This is a genomic window from Pseudomonas sp. S2_H10 (assembly GCF_054668285.1).
In genome coordinates this window covers 1,263,783-1,279,680 of sequence record NZ_CP162754.1, presented here as the reverse complement: position 1 = coordinate 1,279,680, position 15,898 = coordinate 1,263,783, and the positions used below count along the sequence as shown (strand labels likewise).

General features: G+C 63.6%; 13 protein-coding genes. 2 read left to right on the top strand and 11 right to left on the bottom strand.

What is annotated here, in order from left to right:
• Positions 1 to 127: 127 nt before the first annotated feature.
• The 7 genes from AB4O16_RS05590 to AB4O16_RS05560 all read right to left on the bottom strand — a co-directional run bounded on the left by AB4O16_RS05590 (position 128) and on the right by AB4O16_RS05560 (position 7,490).
• Positions 128 to 490: a Na+/H+ antiporter subunit G gene (locus AB4O16_RS05590; RefSeq protein WP_160389636.1), complete on the bottom strand. Its 363-nt coding sequence runs from the start codon at positions 488 to 490 to the stop codon at positions 128 to 130.
• Complete coding sequence (locus AB4O16_RS05585; protein WP_007973773.1) at positions 487 to 765, bottom strand: K+/H+ antiporter subunit F; 279 nt, start codon at positions 763 to 765, stop codon at positions 487 to 489. Before AB4O16_RS05585 ends, AB4O16_RS05590 begins: the two co-directional genes overlap by 4 nt.
• A complete protein-coding gene (locus AB4O16_RS05580; protein WP_160389637.1) occupies positions 762 to 1,250 on the bottom strand; it encodes a Na+/H+ antiporter subunit E in 489 nt (162 codons plus the stop codon). The genes AB4O16_RS05585 and AB4O16_RS05580 overlap by 4 nt, the downstream gene beginning before the upstream one ends.
• Complete coding sequence (locus AB4O16_RS05575) at positions 1,247 to 2,932, bottom strand: monovalent cation/H+ antiporter subunit D (protein WP_460157243.1); 1,686 nt, start codon at positions 2,930 to 2,932, stop codon at positions 1,247 to 1,249. The genes AB4O16_RS05580 and AB4O16_RS05575 overlap by 4 nt, the downstream gene beginning before the upstream one ends.
• Positions 2,929 to 3,273 carry a Na+/H+ antiporter subunit C gene (locus AB4O16_RS05570; protein WP_160389639.1) on the bottom strand — a complete coding sequence of 115 codons (345 nt, stop codon included), beginning with the start codon at positions 3,271 to 3,273 and terminating at the stop codon, positions 2,929 to 2,931. The genes AB4O16_RS05575 and AB4O16_RS05570 overlap by 4 nt, the downstream gene beginning before the upstream one ends.
• Positions 3,273 to 6,191, bottom strand: coding sequence for a monovalent cation/H+ antiporter subunit A (locus tag AB4O16_RS05565; protein WP_160389640.1), 2,919 nt, complete (start codon positions 6,189 to 6,191; stop codon positions 3,273 to 3,275). The genes AB4O16_RS05570 and AB4O16_RS05565 overlap by 1 nt, the downstream gene beginning before the upstream one ends.
• A 273-nt stretch (positions 6,192 to 6,464) precedes the next feature.
• On the bottom strand, positions 6,465 to 7,490 hold the full coding sequence (locus tag AB4O16_RS05560; protein WP_160389641.1) for a DMT family transporter: 1,026 nt from the start codon (positions 7,488 to 7,490) through the stop codon (positions 6,465 to 6,467).
• Here AB4O16_RS05560 and AB4O16_RS05555 point away from each other — a divergent pair.
• Together AB4O16_RS05555 and AB4O16_RS05550 are read left to right on the top strand one after the other, a co-directional pair.
• Complete coding sequence (locus AB4O16_RS05555) at positions 7,485 to 8,048, top strand: helix-turn-helix domain-containing protein (protein ID WP_160389642.1); 564 nt, start codon at positions 7,485 to 7,487, stop codon at positions 8,046 to 8,048. The two genes, AB4O16_RS05560 and AB4O16_RS05555, sit on opposite strands and share 6 nt — an antisense overlap.
• Positions 8,049 to 8,062: 14 nt before the next feature.
• Positions 8,063 to 9,469: an FAD/NAD(P)-binding protein gene (locus AB4O16_RS05550; protein ID WP_160389643.1), complete on the top strand. Its 1,407-nt coding sequence runs from the start codon at positions 8,063 to 8,065 to the stop codon at positions 9,467 to 9,469.
• Between the two features lie 585 nt (positions 9,470 to 10,054).
• On the opposite strand, the gene AB4O16_RS05545 is transcribed toward AB4O16_RS05550, so the two are convergent.
• From AB4O16_RS05545 to AB4O16_RS05530, 4 genes are read right to left on the bottom strand one after another with little or no spacing between them, the layout of a single operon-like run.
• On the bottom strand, positions 10,055 to 11,503 hold the full coding sequence (locus tag AB4O16_RS05545; protein ID WP_160388984.1) for a curlin: 1,449 nt from the start codon (positions 11,501 to 11,503) through the stop codon (positions 10,055 to 10,057).
• Positions 11,504 to 11,530: 27 nt separating this feature from the next.
• Positions 11,531 to 11,992 carry a curlin gene (locus AB4O16_RS05540; protein ID WP_160388985.1) on the bottom strand — a complete coding sequence of 154 codons (462 nt, stop codon included), beginning with the start codon at positions 11,990 to 11,992 and terminating at the stop codon, positions 11,531 to 11,533.
• A 60-nt stretch (positions 11,993 to 12,052) separates the two neighbouring features.
• Positions 12,053 to 14,302, bottom strand: a complete 2,250-nt coding sequence (locus tag AB4O16_RS05535; protein ID WP_160388986.1) for an Ig-like domain-containing protein — start codon at positions 14,300 to 14,302, stop codon at positions 12,053 to 12,055.
• Positions 14,303 to 14,337: 35 nt separating this feature from the next.
• The gene (locus AB4O16_RS05530) at positions 14,338 to 15,684 is read right to left on the bottom strand and encodes a hypothetical protein (protein WP_460157242.1); all 1,347 of its coding nucleotides are present in this window, start codon (positions 15,682 to 15,684) and stop codon (positions 14,338 to 14,340) included.
• Positions 15,685 to 15,898: the final 214 nt, after the last annotated feature.

Below are 15,898 nucleotides of genomic sequence, written 5' to 3'. Positions count from 1 at the left end.
CCGGTCATGATGCATTGACCGGTCCATCGCCATCGCTGGCAAGCCAGCTCCCACAGGAATTGCGCTGAACCCTGTGGGAGCTGGCTTGCCAGCGATGAGGCCGGTCCAGGCAATACAAATCCTTGGTCTAACTACCGCTCTCGGTCCGCCGGCTGCTCACCTCGGCCGGCACATCATCGCCTGCCATGCGTTTGCGAAACAACGCCGCCCGGGCCAGCAGCAAGGTCGTCACCGGTACGGTAAGCGCCAGCAGGATCGGAATCAGCCAGGCGTGCAGTACCGGCGAGGACTTGAGCGCCGAAAAGTAGATGATCGAGGCCAGCGCCACGCACCAGGCCCCGAGCGTCGACGCCAGGGCCGGTGGGTGCATGCGCTGGAAGTAGTCCTTCATGCGCAGCAGTCCCGTGGCGCCGATCAGCGCAAGCAGGCCGCCGAGCACCAGCAGGATCGCCACGGGGATTTCCACCCACATCGACAAGGGCGCATTCATTCGATCACCTCACCACGCAGCAGAAATTTCGCCAGGGCGAACGAGCCGACGAAGCCGAACAGTGCGATCAGCAGCGCCGCTTCGAAGTACGTGTCGCTGGCATAACGGATACCCAACGTCAGCATCATCAGCATCGCGACGATGTACAGGTAATCCAGCGCCAGAACCCGGTCCTGGGCCGATGGCCCCTTGAACAGGCGGATCAGCGTCAGGATCATCGCCAGGGAAAACAGGAACAGGCTCAGCAGGATCGCATTCGCCAGCAACGGGCTCATTCGAAGATCTCCATCAACGGGCGTTCGTAGGCCGCCTTGAAGTGCTGGATGAACAGCGCCTCATCGTCCAGGTCGAAGACATGCAACAGCAAAATGCTGCGGTCCAGCGCCAGTTCCGACCAGACCGTACCGGGCACCACCGTGGTAATCATCGACAGCGCGGCCAGGCCGTTGGCATCGCGCAAGTCCAGCGGCACCTTGATGAATCGCGAGCGGGGCGGGCGGCGACCCGCATTGAGCACGCTCCAGGCCACGGCGAGGTTGGACACCAGCACATCGCGCCCGACCAGCAGGACCAGGCGCAGGATCACCCAGGGACGACGGATGCGTACCGGCAGCGGACGCAGCCTGCGCATCATCAGCGGTGCACAAAACCCCAGCGCCGCCCCCAGCAGCAGATTGCCGGGGCTTGTCGACAGGTTCAGCAACAGCCACAGGAGGCACAGGGCCAGCGACAGCAAGGGTGCCGGAAACAGGCGCTTCATGGTTGCACCTCCTGCGGGGTCGTCTCGACCGACGGATTAGGCACGGCGCGGGTGTCGAGCACCGCCATCACGTATTGCTGCGGGCTGTACAAGGCATCGGCGGCCGCTTGGGTGTAGCGCAGCAGCGGATCGGCCATGAAGGTCAGCGCAATGCTCAGGCCCAGCAGGGCGAAGATCGGTACGCATTCCAGGCGTCGCAACAGGGGCGAGGGTCGTTCGGCTGGCGTCCAGAAGCGCTGGATGCCCAGGCGCGAGAACGCGATCAACGACGCCAGCCCGGACAGGATCAGCAATGCCAGCAAGCCCCACGCAGCGTTGGAAACCGGTGTGTCGCCGCTGTTGCCCAGGCCCAATGGATTGAGCAGGGCGCCGATCAACCCGAGTTTGCCGATAAACCCGGAGAGCGGCGGCATGCCGATGATCAGCAAGGCGCAGGCGATGAAACTCAGGCCGAGAAAGGCCATGGTCCAGGGAATCACCTGGCCGACCACGGCTTTTTGTTCGTCGTCGAGGTTGATGCCTTTAGGCGGATGCAGGGATTCCAGTGGCCGCGGCAGCAATTCGGTTTCATCTTCGAGCAGCACTTCGTTGGCCGAGCGCGAGCGCTCGATCAGTTCGGCCAGCAGGAACAGCGCGCTCAACGCCAGGGTCGAACTGAACAGGTAGAACAACGCCGCGCCGACCAGGTTCGGCTGGGCGAAACCGATGGTCGACAACAGAATGCCCGCCGACACCAGGATGCTCAGGCTGGCCATGCGCTCCAGGCGTTGCGCGGCGAGGATCGCGATGGCGGCGCAGACGATGGTCGCCATGCCGCCGTAGATCAGCCACTGCCCGCCAAAGAACGCCGAAGCCCCGGCCTGGGCGGAGAACAGCAGCGTCCACAGGCGCAGCAAGGTGTAGACGCCGACCTTGGTCATGATCGCGAACATCGCCGCCACCGGTGCGCTGGCCGAGGAATAGGCCGGCACCAGCCAGAAGTTCAGCGGCCACATGCCGGCCTTGGCCAGGAACGCCACGGCCAGAATCCCCGCGCCGGCGTGCAGCAAGCCGCGATCGGCTGCGGACACCAACGGGACCTTTACCGCCAGGTCGGCCATGTTCAGGGTGCCGGTGACGCCATAGATCAGCGCCGCGCCAATCAGGAACAGCGACGAGGCCAGCAGGTTGATCGAGATGTAATGCAGCCCCGACGATACCCGCGCCCGGCCCGAGCCGTGGAGCATCAAGCCGTAGGACGCCGCCAGCAACACCTCGAAGAACACGAACAGGTTGAACAGGTCGGCGGTGAGGAATGCGCCGTACAGGCCCATCAACTGGATCTGGAACAGCGCGTGAAAGCTCGAACCGGCGCTGTCCCAGCGGGCCATGGCAAACAGCAGGGCCGTGACGCCGATGATGCCGGTCAGCACCAGCATCAGCGCCGACAGGCGATCGACCACCAGCACCAGGCCGAACGGCACTTGCCAGTTGCTCGGCAGGTACACGCCGATGGAGCCGGGCACGCCGGTGGTTTGCGTCCATTGCAGCAACGCCACGGCAATGCCCAGCCCGAGCAGGCTGGAGAACAGATTGATCCCGGCCTTGAGCGGCCGGTGCTTCTCGCCGAGCATCAACATGATCGCAGCAGTCAGCAACGGCAGCAGAATGGGCGCGACGATCAGGTGGGTCATCGCCATCATTCTTTAGGCTCCCGGCCATCCACATGGTCGGTGCCGGTCAGGCCCCGGGAAGCCAGCAACACCACGAGGAACAACGCGGTCATGGCGAAGCTGATAACGATCGCGGTCAACACCAGGGCCTGTGGCAACGGGTCGGTGTAATGCAGCAGGTCCTGGGGTATGCCGTCCTTGATGATCGGCTCCTTGCCGATGAACAGGCTGCCCATGCTGAAAATGAACAGATTGACCCCGTAGGACAACAGGCACAGGCCCATGACCACCTGGAACGTCCGCGGACGCAGGATCAGCCAGACGCCGGACGCGGCCAGTACGCCGATGGCGATTGCGATGACTTCTTCCATCAGACGGCTCCCTTGGCGGCAACGGATTTGGGCTGGGCAGCGGTTTTGTGGCCCCGCACCGATTGGTGGGCGAGGGCGGTGAGGATCAACAGGGTCGAGCCGACCACCACGGCGTACACGCCGATGTCGAAGAACAGCGCGCTGGCCAGGTGAATGTCACCCAGCAGCGGCAGCGAGAAATGCCACGTGTGGGTGGTCAGGAACGGATAGCCGGCGACCATCGCGCCCAGGCCCGTGGCCGTGGCAATCATCAGGCCCGTGCCCATCCAGCGCAGCGGCCGCAGGCTCATCTGTGCTTCGACCCACTGCGTGCCGGCGACCATGTATTGCAGAATGAACGCCACCGACATCACCAGCCCGGCGACAAAGCCGCCGCCCGGTTGATTGTGCCCACGCATGAACAGGTAGAACGACACCACCAGCGCCACCGGCAACAGCAGGCGCACCAGCACCGCCGGCACCATCATGAAACCGAGCGCGGTGTCGCTGGCGTGACGCGGGTTGACCAGGTCGGTGACCACGTCCGGTGCGAGCAAGCGTTGCTGGGCCGGCAGCTGCAGGCTTTCTTTCGGTGGACGGAAGCGGCGCAGCAGGGCGTACACGGTCAGGGCCACGGCCACCAGCACGGTGATTTCACCGAGGGTGTCGAAACCACGGAAGTCCACCAGCATCACGTTGACCACGTTGCTGCCGCCGCCCTCGGGCAAGGCGCGACTCAGGTAGAAGGAGGAAATGTCGTTGGGGGTCTGGCGCGTCAGCATGGCGTAGGCCAGCAACGCCATGCCGACACCGACCGCGGTCGACAGCAGCAAGTCGCGGATCCGCCGCACCCGCGCCCGGCGCAGGCTGCCCGGCAAGGGCGAGACTTCCTCGATCCGGCGTGGCAGCCAGCGCAGGCCCAGCAGGATCAGCACCGTGGTCACCACTTCGACCGCCAGTTGGGTCAGGGCCAGGTCCGGCGCGGAAAACCAGACGAAGGTGATGCAGGTCATCAGGCCGCACACGCTGACCATGGTCAGGGCCGCGAGACGGTGATACTTGGCTTGATAAGCCGCGCCAAGGGCGCAGGCGATGGCCAGCAACCACAGGGTGACGAAGACGATCGACCCGGGGATCTTCGGCCGGTCACCCCAATGCAGGCTGCTGTGTAGCATGGGTATCAACCCGGCCAGCACGGCGGCGAGCACCACCAGGAACAATTGCATTTGCAGGCGCCGGGTGCCAATCCGGGGCTCCAGGCGACGGGCCAGGCGCATGCTGGCGACCAGTACGTATTCGAATAGATGCTTGCCGTCCAGGCGACCAATCACGGGCGGGCGGTTGAAGCGTCCGCGCTTGAGTTGATTGCGCAGCAGCAGATAGAGCACGGTGCCACAGGACAAGGCGATCAGGCTCATGATCATCGGCGCGTTCAAGCCGTGCCAGATGGCCAGGCTGTATTCGGGCAGCGTGCCGCCGACCACCGGTTGCGCTGCCGCCGCGAGCAGCGGGCCGACTATCTGGGCCGGGAAGATGCCCACCAGCAGGCAGGCGAACACCAGCAGCTCGACCGGCGCGCGCATCCAGCGCGGCGGCTCGTGGGGGGTGTGCGGCAAGTCGGTCGCGGGCGGGCCGAAGAACACATCCACGGTGAAACGCAGGGAGTAGGCCACGCTGAAAGTGCCGGCAATCGTTGCCACGATCGGCAGGCTCAGTTCGACCCAGCGCGTGGCATTGATGAACACGGTTTCGGCGAAGAACATTTCCTTGGACAGGAAACCGTTGAGCAGCGGCACACCCGCCATCGAGGCGCTGGCGACCATGGCCAGGGTCGCGGTGAACGGCATCAGCTTGTACAGGCCGCTGAGCTTGCGGATGTCACGGGTGCCGCTTTCGTGGTCGATGATGCCGGCGGCCATGAACAACGAGGCCTTGAACGTCGCGTGGTTGAGGATGTGGAACACCGCGGCGACCGCGGCCAGCGGACTGTTCAGGCCAAGAAGCAGAGTGATCAGACCGAGGTGGCTGATGGTCGAGTAGGCCAGCAAGCCCTTGAGGTCGTTCTGGAACATCGCGCAGTACGCCCCGAGCAACAGGGTGCAGGCGCCAGCGCCGCTGACGATGTAGAACCACTCTTCACTGCCGGAAAGCGACGGCCATAGCCGCGCAAGCAGGAACACCCCGGCCTTGACCATGGTCGCCGAGTGCAGGTACGCCGACACGGGTGTCGGCGCGGCCATGGCGTGGGGCAGCCAGAAGTGGAAGGGGAATTGCGCACTTTTGCTCAAGGCGCCGATCAGGATCAGGGGCAACAGAATGGGATAGAGGGCATGGGCACGAATCAGTTCGCCGGCGGCCAGGACCTTGTCCAGGTCATAGCTGCCGACCACATGGCCGAGCAGCATGACCCCCGCCAGCAGGCACAGACCGCCCGCGCCGGTCACCATCAGCGCCATGTAGGCGCCGCGCCGGGCATCGGCGCGATGGTGCCAGTAGCCGATCAGCAGGAACGAGAAGAGGCTGGTCAGCTCCCAGAAAAACACGATCTGGATCAGGTTGCCGGCGATCACCAGCCCGAGCATGGCGCCCATGAAGGCCAGGAAAAACGCGAAGAAGCGCGGCACCGGATCGTTCGGCGACATGTAGTAGCGCGCGTACAGCGACACCAGGGTGCCGATGCCCAGCACCAGCATGGAGAACAGCCAGGCGAAACCGTCCATGCGCAGGACGAAGTTCAGGCCCAGGCTGGGCAGCCAGGTAAACTCTTCGCGAATCACGCCGCCATGGGCGATCTGCGGGTACAGGAACGCGACCTGAACGGTGCCGATCAGGGCGATCAGGCCAGCCAACAGGGATTCGGCGTTACGGGCGTTGTGCGGCAACACGGCCGCCAAACAGCTGCCTATGAAAGGCAGAAGCAGTAGAACTATCAGGGACATAGGCTTCTAATCTGCGGAAGTTTGTGAAGCATCATACGTGCCAGCTCCCGGATCGCCAAACGCCAAGCTGTCGCAGAATCCTACACGGTAGTCCGAAAAAGCCTGTTTAACATTGTTTCAGGGGGAGGGGTTTCGTCAGTACTGGCCCCATCGCGGGCAAGCCCGCTCCCACAGAGTTTGTGGTCGTACACAGAAACGCATGCACACCTACGGACCCTGTGGGAGCGGGCTTGCCCGCGATAGCTATCTATTGAGCACCACAAAACCAACAGTCTAGCTCTGTATCTCCTGCTCCAGCTCTTCCTCAGCCGCAGCCGCCTTACCCTTGGTCTTCAACTCGCTGACAATCACCGCCGCCACAATCAACCCGGCGCCAACCAGGGCAATCGCCGGCAGGCGTTCCCCGGCAATGCGCCCGACAATCCCGGCCCACACCGGCTCGCCGGCATAGATCAGCGTGGCGCGGGTCGGTGAAACGCTTTTCTGCGCCCAGTTCATCGCCACCTGGATCGCCGCGCTGGCCGCCCCCAGGCCCAGCGCGCTGCACAGCAGCAGCCAGGAGAAATCCGGAAGCGCCTCGTTGGTCGGCACCACCATCAGGAACGACAGCACCGAAGTGACCGCCAGTTGCACCACCGTCACCCGGCGCACATCGACCTGGCCGGCATAGGTGCTGATCAGGATGATCTCGGCGGCAATGGCCACGGCGCTGATCAGGGTGGCGATTTCGCCGGGGCTGAAGTTGAACGACGCACCGGCCGGCCCGGACAACAGCATCAACCCGGTAAAGGCCAGCATGATGCCGATGCTCGGCATCAACCCCGGACGCCGCCCCAGCACCAGCCATTGCAGCAACGGCACAAAGGGCACGTACAGCGCGGTAATGAACGCAGACTGGCTGCTGGGAATGCTTTGCAGCCCGACCGTCTGCAAGCCATAACCGAGCATGATCGCCACGCCGATGAACGACCCGGCCTTGATTTCGAACAGGCTCAGGTCGCGCAGGTGACGCCAGGAAAACAGGGCGACGATGCTCGCGGCGGCGGCAAAGCGCAGGCCGACGAAAAACATCGGGCCGCTGACGGTCATCGCGTGCTGGACCAGCAGGAAGGTGCCGCCCCAGACCATCGTGATCAGCACCAGCACGCATTCGGCCTTGCTGAACCTTGTAAAACGGGAAGAAGCCTTTGGGGAGTTCACCGACGTCATGACCTTGCACGCTACAGGAGGGGGACGCACAATGCGTCCAATGTTGCGCAGTATACTGCCCAACCCCACCCAGTGAGCAATATAGTGCACAAAGATTCTACTCAACGGGCTTCGGTCCTCCAGCACGTCAGTCAGAACGTCCGTCGTTTGCGGCATGCCGCCGACCTGAGCCAGAGCGCGCTGGCCGAAAAGTCCGGCGTCAGCCGGCGCATGCTGGTGGCGATCGAGGCGGGGGAAAAGAACGTCAGCCTGACCACCCTCGACCGGGTGGCCGAAGCCCTCGACGTCGCCTTCAGTGATTTGATCCAGGCGCCCGACGCCCGCGATCCCAGCCGGATCAACGAGCTGGCCTGGACCGGCAGCATCCCCGGCAGCAAGGCCGTGTTGCTCTCCAAGGCCCAGGCCAGCCGCGAAGTCGAACAATGGGAGTGGTGCCTGCAACCGGGCGAAGTGTATCCGTCGGAACCGGACGCCGATGGCTGGAGCGAGCAGATTTATGTCTTCGAAGGTTGCCTGACCGTTATGCTCGGCGACCAGCCACAGCAGATCGCCGCGGGTGAATTTTTCATGTTCGCCAGCAACCAGCCGCACTGTTATCGCAACGACGGGGCAGTGGCGGCGCGGTTTGTGCGCAATGTGGTGATCTGAACAGGGAGAGCAGGATGGGCCAGACCTTGACCAATGACGCCGACATCCTGATTGTCGGCGGCGGCCTCAGTGGCGCGATGCTGGCGGCGCAGTTGATGCGTTTGCCGGGTCGGCGCCGGGTGCTGGTGATCGAGCCCCGGGCCGAACTGGGGCGGGGCGAAGCCTACAGCGCGGTGGAGTTGGGCCATACGCTCAACGGCAACGCGGCGCGCATGAGTGTCGACCCGGACAACCCCGACGACCTGACCCAATGGCTGACCGAATACATCGCCGCGGGCGGCTGGCCGGAATCGGACCGGCAGCACGTGCCGATCAGCGAACTGTTCCCGCCCCGGGGGATTTTCGGCCTGTACGCCCGGCAACGCCTGGCACAAGCGCAGGCAGTGGGAGCCTTGAACGGTTCGACGGTCGAGCATGTGCAAGCCGAGGTGGTCGATTTGCAGGCCGATGCCGATGCCGTGCGGCTGACCTTGAGCGACGGCCGATGCCTGCAGGGCGCTTTTGCGGTACTGGCCACCGGGATGTTTCCCGCTGCGCGCACGCCACAAACCGAGTCCAGCGGCCTGAACGCGGCCGCCCTCGATCCGTGGGACGTGGCGGCCATGCAGCAGCTCGATGGGCAATCGACGGTCATGATCATCGGCTCGGGCCTGACCATGGTCGACGCCGTGGTCTCCCTGGAGCAGGCCGGGCATCGCGGGCCGATCGAGGTGTTTTCCCGCCATGGCCTGCTGCCCCATGTGCGCCGCCAGCCACCGGCCTGGGTGGATTTTCTCGCCGAGGACCAGAGCATCCGCACGCCTCGCCAATTGCTGCGCGAACTTCATCGGCATTGCCGGGAAGCCATCGCCCAGGGCATCGACTGGCAGGCGCCGCTGGACACGGTGCGGGCTCATATCGGGCGCTTGTGGCATCAGGCGACGGACGTGCAGCGTCGGCAGTTCGTGCGGCACGTGCGGCCATGGTGGGAAAGCCATCACCACCGCTCGCCACCCTTGAGTGCCGAACTGGTCGAGCGCTTATATAAAGAAGGAAGGTTGCGTATTCATGCAGCCTCCTTTCAGGGCCTTGAACCTGCGACGGAGGGCGGGGTGAGTATTCGCCTGCGACGGCGCGGCGAGGCGCAGGCCTGTGTGGTCAGCGGTGCCGCCCTGATCAACTCCAGCGGTATCGAATACGATTGGCGCCGGGTCGCGCGCCCGCTGCCCCGGCAACTGCTCGCTCGTGGCCTTGTGCGGCCGGGGCCGTTGGCCCTGGGTATTGCGGCGCAGGTTGATGGCGCGGTGCTGAATGCCGAGGGGGTGGCTGCCAGCCGCCTGTTTGCCATGGGGCCGCCGTTGCGCGGCATGTGGTGGGAAAGTACCGCCGTCACTGATGTGGCGAGCCAGGCCAAGGCGTTGGCCGAGCGCTTGGTGCGCTAACCGTCCGCTTTTTTTTCTTTGGGGGTGGGTGGGTTGGGTGGGGGGGTGTGTGAATATCCGTTTCTTCGGTAACGGCGGCTGGCGGTTTCGCCCTTACGGCGAGTCCCTTTTGGCAAACGCCCGGAGTGCCGGCCCAGCCAAAAGGAACCAAAAGGTCTCGCCCCTTGCGTACGGCCCCTCGCTAGAGCTCGGGGTTCCTTCGCTCCGGCATTCATCCGGGGGCATCGCCCTCCGGTTGGCTTCGCTGGCACCTACATGCGATGAGTTCGACTGCGTCGAACGGCGCTGCGCGCCCATCCCCGGATGAACACCTCCACTCAGCCTTCCGAGGGGGCGGGTGAGTCAAGATCAAGAGCTGCAGGCGAGCTAACGCTCGGCCTGATGAGTGGTGAAGAGCAGCGGGTGTGCGCGGGTTTTGCTTTTTGCTTTTTGCTTTTCTGTAGGAGCTGGCTTGCCAGCGATGGCGGCTTACGAGCCACCCATCTATTCCGCTCCAAATGATGGCAGCTCAACCACCGCCAAATCATTTCCATCAATAAAAAACCGCGACCCCCCTCCGGGGCCGCGGTTTTAAGTGTCGCGCTTTTACTGCTGCAGCACGGTTGCCTGGTTGGCCGAGCCATACTGTTGCACGGTAGCGGTCTGGGTCATGCCGCTTTGATCGACGCTGGCGATGTTGCCGGTGCCGCCCTGGGTGACGTAGGCCACGTTCATGGTGTCGGCCTGTTTGACGGTGATCATGTTGTCGCTGCCGTACACCTGTTCGGTGTAGGCGCGGTTGTTGCTGCCTTCCTGGTTGAACTCGGTGCTGTTGCCTATGCCGCTAGAGCTGCCGATGGCCAGGTTGGTCTCGCCGCGCTGGTCGGAGATCAGGATGTTGTCGCTGCCGTTCTGGTCGAAGTACAGCTCGTTGTACGAATCGGCCTGGCTGATGGTGGTCTTGTTGCCGGTACCGCTCTGGTTCGTCTTGACGATATGGCCAATGCCGTTCTGGGTGAAGTTGGCGATGTTTTCGTGGCCGTTCTGGTTGATGGTCGCACGCTGGTTGCTGCCGAACTGGCCGCCGGTCTGCGGGCCTTTCCAGTTGCTGGCGTAGACCTTGTTGCCGTCACCTGTGGTGTTGACATTGAGTACCTGGTTCGTGCCGTTCTGGTAGGTGAAATGCACGTTGCTGTTGCCTTGTTGATACAGCGCCAGGGTCGCGTTGGTGGATTCGTACTGGTCGGCATAGATGGCGTTGAGGTTGCCGACCTGCATCACCGAAGCCACGTTGTTATCGCCAAAGCTCTGGTCGACGATGGTTTCGTTGGTGTTCCCGTATTGATTGATGGTGGCCTGGCTGGTGACCTGAGTCTCTTGCCAGACTTCGGTGCCGTTGCCGTTGCCGTACTGGTTGATGTTCAGGTTGCCGCCCTGGCCGTTGCGCTGGTCGCCATAGGCATAGTTGCCGTCGCCGTTCTGGTTGATGTCCATCCGGGCACCGTTATGGAGTACCTGTTCGGCGGTGCCGTAGTTCTCGTTACCGTGCTGGGTGACCGTCGCCTTGTTGTCGACGCCCACCTCCGTCTGTTCGATGTTGACCTCGTTGTTGTCACCGAACTGGAAGCTCCTGGCGGATGTGCCGTCCTGGCTGTCCTGGTAGATGAGCGAGAAGTTGCCGTTGCCTTCCTGTTGCTGCAAGGCTTCGCTGCTGCCCACGCCGATCGACTGGCTGGCATGCACGGAGTTGTACGTGCCGGTCTGCAGTTGATTGATGGTGCTGCCGTTTTCGAACAGTTGCTCGGCATAACCGGCGTTGTACTGGCCGGACTGGCGCTGGTCGATAGTGCTGGTGGCATTGTCCTGCACCGCCGCGGCATCGTTGCCCAGACCTTGTTGTTGTTGATTGGCGCTACTGAGCGGGGCCGCGGTCTGCTTCACGTCGGCGATGTTGGCGGTGCCGTCCTGAAACTGGTCGGAAATGCTGTCGTCGGCCATGGCCTGGGCACTGACCATGACGAGGATCGCGGCGGTGAGGGGCGTCAATTTGAACATGATTGAATCTCCGTATCGTGCAGTGCTTTAGCGATATTGTTTGACCGAAACGCTCATGCCGTTCCCGGACTGGTTCACGGCGCTTTGCAGTCCCGTGCCGGCCTGGTCGATGCTGGCGCTGTTGTAATTGCCGTTCTGCGAGATCTGGGCGCGGTTTTGGCTGCCTGTCTGGGTAATCGAGGCATCGTTACCGGTACCTTGTTGATTGATCATTGCCATCAAGTCGCTTCCTTGTTGCAGGATGTAAGCCTCCTGATTGCTTCCCGACTGGACGATGGTGCCGAGCAACGACTGACCGTTCTGTTGCAGCATCGCGACGTTGGCCTGGCCGTTCTGGTTGATCAGCGCGTGCTGACCCACCGGTGGTGGCAATTCACCAAGATCGCCACCGGGACCCAGGTCATCGTTTTCCATCAAATCGTCGGCGCGCACGCCTGCGCTGCAGCAGAGCAAAAGCAGGCAGAGCAGGGCGGCGGTCGATGTTTTCATGGTCTTGTCCTTGGGGTTCAAGCCGGCCCCATCAACCGACGCGGTCGATGGGGCGCGGGCTCAGTTGGCGATCACCGGCACCGTACGCACGGAGCCTTGGGACGAGCTGATCGTGGCGGTCGGGTTCGCCGACGGAACCACCGTGGTGATGTTGTTCACCGTCAACCGCCAGCGACCGTTCAGCGGTACGGTGGTGGTGCCCAGCGTCACCAGCCCGGTAGGGGTAGTGACCTTGATGGTGATGGTGTTGCCGGTGGTCACCGATGAGGTGCCGGCAAAGTCCCAGGTGAAGCGGTTGTTGGAACGGGCGCTCACCGTTGCGGTGGTCACTGCGAAGGTTTCCGCAGCAGGCCGTGGCGAGACCTGCACCGTGACCGTGGCCGGCGCTGTCGACACGGCGCCGAAGCTGTCCCGGGCGAAGTAGGTGAAGGTCGTAGTGAAGGCCGTGGTGACGTTGCCCGGTGGGGTGTAAGTGAGCACGGTGCCGTTACTGCTGACGGTGCCGCGATTTACCGGTGGTTGAGTGAAGCTGGCGACCGCGAGCGGCAGGTTGCCTTCCGGATCGGTGTCGTTGGCCAGCACGCTGATCGGGATTGCCACACCCAGTGTCGTGACGGCATCGGCGACTGCCACCGCAGGCCGGTTAGGCGCCACGGTAATGGTCACGGTTGCCGCGGTCGTCGAGGCCAGGCCTTTGACGTCCTGGGCCTTGTAGGTGAAGGTCGCAGTCAGCGGCGCGTTGACCACGGCAGGAGGGGTGTAGACCACTGCCGCCGTGCCGCTCAATGCCACGGTGCCCTGGCCGGTGGCCGGTGGGGTCAGCGCGGTAATGCTCAGCGGATTGTTGTTGTCAGGGTCCCTGTCGTTGGCCAGCAGGTTGAGGGTGATCGGCACGCCGAAGCTGGTGCTGCCGGTATCGGCGACGGCGATCGGTGCCTGATTCGCGCCGGTGTCCGGTGCAGTGCCGACGACAACGACCGGCTCGGTATCACTGCCGCCGGCAGCGGATTTCACCGTGACGGTTGCAGGGGGTTGGGTCAGCTCAGACACCGTCAGGCGTTGCAGGGTGCCGGATTTCGTCAGCCGTCCGTATCCCTGGGCGACCATGTCCGGTACCACCACTTCGTCTGTGGAGGTGGCCTCGATCAGCAGGCTGTGGTTGCTCCAGCTGTATTGAGCGGTCTGGATTTTCACCACGTCCGAGAGCTTGCTCGACACCGCTGTCGGCCGGGTGGTGCCGGCCGGGTTGGTGGCGGTGACCACCACGACCGGAGGCACGGTTCCATTGGTCAGCAGATGCTGGGCGAAGAACGTGCCGTTGTTGTCGCTGACCATGGTGGTCTGGCAAGGCGTCACCGGCGGGCCGGGCACCAGGGCGATGCTTTCGCGCAAGCACAGGGTCGAGCCATTGCCGGCTTTGGCGAACACTTCGACCCGGGTGTTGTTGCCACCGGTGCCGGCGATGCGCCGGTAGGTGGCACGGCTCATTTCCACAGCGGTTTGTGCGCGGCTGTCGAGCACCTTGCCGGCCACGGTGAAGAGGTTGGTCTGGATGGTCCCGGCCGGGCCCTGGATGCGCACGAAGTTGGTGTTGTTGGGGCTGCCGGTCACGGCCTCGGTGAGGTTCGGGTCGCCGATGAAGGTTTCGACGGCGCCGGTGTCCGGGTTCACCGCGGTGTAGGGGCCGTTGACACTACGCAGGAACGGCCCGAGCGCACCGTTGACTGCACCGGTGAAAACCCCCGGTGCACCGATGCCGACGTCCCGGGTGATGTTGATCGCACGGCGGCCGGGGGTGGTGACGTTGACCGTTTCCACACCATAGGGGTGGGTAATGGTGTAGGTCCCGGCAGTAGGAATATTGATCCGCATGCGAATCCGCGCGAAGCTGATCTGGTCGCCATCCAGCGGGTCGCCGCCAGCAAATGCAGCCTCGATCCCGGCGACATAGGCGTCCATGCCATAGCCGGCGGCATTGTTGGGGATGGTGGTCTCGGCAAGGAACCAGAAGGCTTCGTCCGGCCAGTTATCCGGGAACACCATCGGCAGGGTGTCATCGAAAATGCCGGGTGTCGGCAGCAGGGTACACATGTAGGCCGGCGGCACACTGGCGCCTACCCGGGTGCTGACGGCGCGGGACTGGCACAGCTCCATCGACAGCAGATTTTTGTCCTGATACCAGATCGGGAATTTCCCGGTGGCAAAGGTGTAGGGGCCGGGATCGACGGCGGCGAGTTGCGCGAAGGCACTGCCGGACAGCGATAGAGTCAGTCCCAGGGCGTTGATCGCCAAGCGTGGCCATTTGTTCATGATGCCTCCTGATGAGGATCTGGGCATGTGAGCGTTCATTGCACGATGACCACTTCTTCGGTATCGCTGCCGCCATTGGCTGACGTCACGCGAACCTGGGCTGGCGGAACCGGGGTGATCCCGGTGGCCAGGCTTTTCACGGCGCCGTCGCCACTCAGGGCGCCGATGGCAATACCGGTGCCGGTGGTAGCGGTGAGCACCGGTGGCGACGTTTCATCGCTGGTCGAGGCCGTGATGCTGATTTGCCCGGTGCTCAGGCTGTACTCGGCCCGTGAGATGGTCACCAGGTCCGTCAGCGGCATGGGCAGGAGGGTCGGCGTGCTGCTGGCGATGGCCAGGTGGTTGTCGGCGGTCACCTGCAAGGTGCTCGGCAGCGTCGGGTTGTTCGGCGACTGCGCATACCAGTGGCCGGTGGTGTTCGCCTCGGAGAGGTTCAGGACCGGGTTGTTGCTGGTCAGGGTCACGCTGGCCGGTGGCGGCGGGGCCATCACGAACACATCCTGCTGCGCCACCGGCGCGCTGGCGCCGGCATGTCGAGAGTAGGTGCTGCGTTCGGCGATCACCGGGGTCGGCCGCACTACCGTCGACAACTTGCCGGAAACGGCGAAGAGGGTGGTGCGCAAGTCCAGGCCATTGGGACCTTCGATGCGCACGTAGTTGGTGTTGAACGGGCTGCCGGTGACGGCCTCGTTGAGGTTCGGATCGCCGACGAATCTCTCCGCCTGGCCAGTGGTCGGGTTGGTCTCGGTGTAGGGGCCGTTGACGCTGCGCAGGAACGGTCCGACGTCGCCCTTGAGCGCGCCGTTATAGGTTTTTGGCGCACCGATGCCGATGTCCCGGGTCATGTTGATCGCCCGCCGGCCGGGGGTGTCGACGTTGAATACTTCGACGCCGTAGGGGTGGGTGATGACATAGGTGCCGGCGACGGGCACGTCGATGCGAATACGGATACGGGCGAAGCTGATCTGGTCGCCCTCCAGCGGATCACCGCCACTGAAGGCGGCTTCGAGCGCCGAGACATAGGTCAGGTCGATGCCTCGGGTGGCATCGACAATGGTCGTTTCGCCTGTGGCCCAGAACGCTTCGTCGGGGAAATTGGTCGGGAAGACCAACGGTTTGGTGTCGTCGAAAATACCGGGGTTAGGGATCAGCGAACACATGTAAGTCGGGGCGCCCGGCGTGCTGGCAACCCTGGAACTGACAGCCTTTGACAAGCACAGGTCAAGTGTTCTGCCGTGTGCATCCTGGTACCAGGCGGCGAAATTGCCATTGGCTGGCAGGTAGGGTCCGGGGTCTACGGCAAACAGCGCTGCCTGGGCGATGCCTTGGGCCAGAGCGGTCACGACCAGGGCGGTCGCGGTTTTGCACAGTAAAGGGTGCATGAGTATTCCCTCTATCGAAGTACCTGCCCCTTGGGGATGGGTCAGTTGGCTGGGAAGTTGGCAACTTCCATACCAATCCGCGAAAACGCCCGTAAGAGGCCCGGAATACGGGCGTTGGCGCATTCGCGGCCGATAGACCGGGAAGTAATCAAACGGGCGGTTGTCCCCAACATTGGGGGTGATGGGGACGCAGGGGCGGGTGGGGAATCAAAGT

Excerpts from the sequence above, each read along its gene's own strand:
- AB4O16_RS05590 (WP_160389636.1), bottom strand. The coding sequence starts at position 490 with ATGAATGCGCCCTTGTCGATGTGGGTGGAAATCCCCGTGGCGATCCTG.
- AB4O16_RS05585 (WP_007973773.1), bottom strand. The coding sequence starts at position 765 with ATGAGCCCGTTGCTGGCGAATGCGATCCTGCTGAGCCTGTTCCTGTTT.
- AB4O16_RS05580 (WP_160389637.1), bottom strand. The coding sequence starts at position 1,250 with ATGAAGCGCCTGTTTCCGGCACCCTTGCTGTCGCTGGCCCTGTGCCTC.
- AB4O16_RS05575 (WP_460157243.1), bottom strand. The coding sequence starts at position 2,932 with ATGATGGCGATGACCCACCTGATCGTCGCGCCCATTCTGCTGCCGTTG.
- AB4O16_RS05570 (WP_160389639.1), bottom strand. The coding sequence starts at position 3,273 with ATGGAAGAAGTCATCGCAATCGCCATCGGCGTACTGGCCGCGTCCGGC.
- AB4O16_RS05565 (WP_160389640.1), bottom strand. The coding sequence starts at position 6,191 with ATGTCCCTGATAGTTCTACTGCTTCTGCCTTTCATAGGCAGCTGTTTG.
- AB4O16_RS05550 (WP_160389643.1), top strand. The coding sequence starts at position 8,063 with ATGGGCCAGACCTTGACCAATGACGCCGACATCCTGATTGTCGGCGGC.
- AB4O16_RS05545 (WP_160388984.1), bottom strand. The coding sequence starts at position 11,503 with ATGTTCAAATTGACGCCCCTCACCGCCGCGATCCTCGTCATGGTCAGT.
- AB4O16_RS05540 (WP_160388985.1), bottom strand. The coding sequence starts at position 11,992 with ATGAAAACATCGACCGCCGCCCTGCTCTGCCTGCTTTTGCTCTGCTGC.
- AB4O16_RS05535 (WP_160388986.1), bottom strand. The coding sequence starts at position 14,302 with ATGAACAAATGGCCACGCTTGGCGATCAACGCCCTGGGACTGACTCTA.
- AB4O16_RS05530 (WP_460157242.1), bottom strand. The coding sequence starts at position 15,684 with ATGCACCCTTTACTGTGCAAAACCGCGACCGCCCTGGTCGTGACCGCT.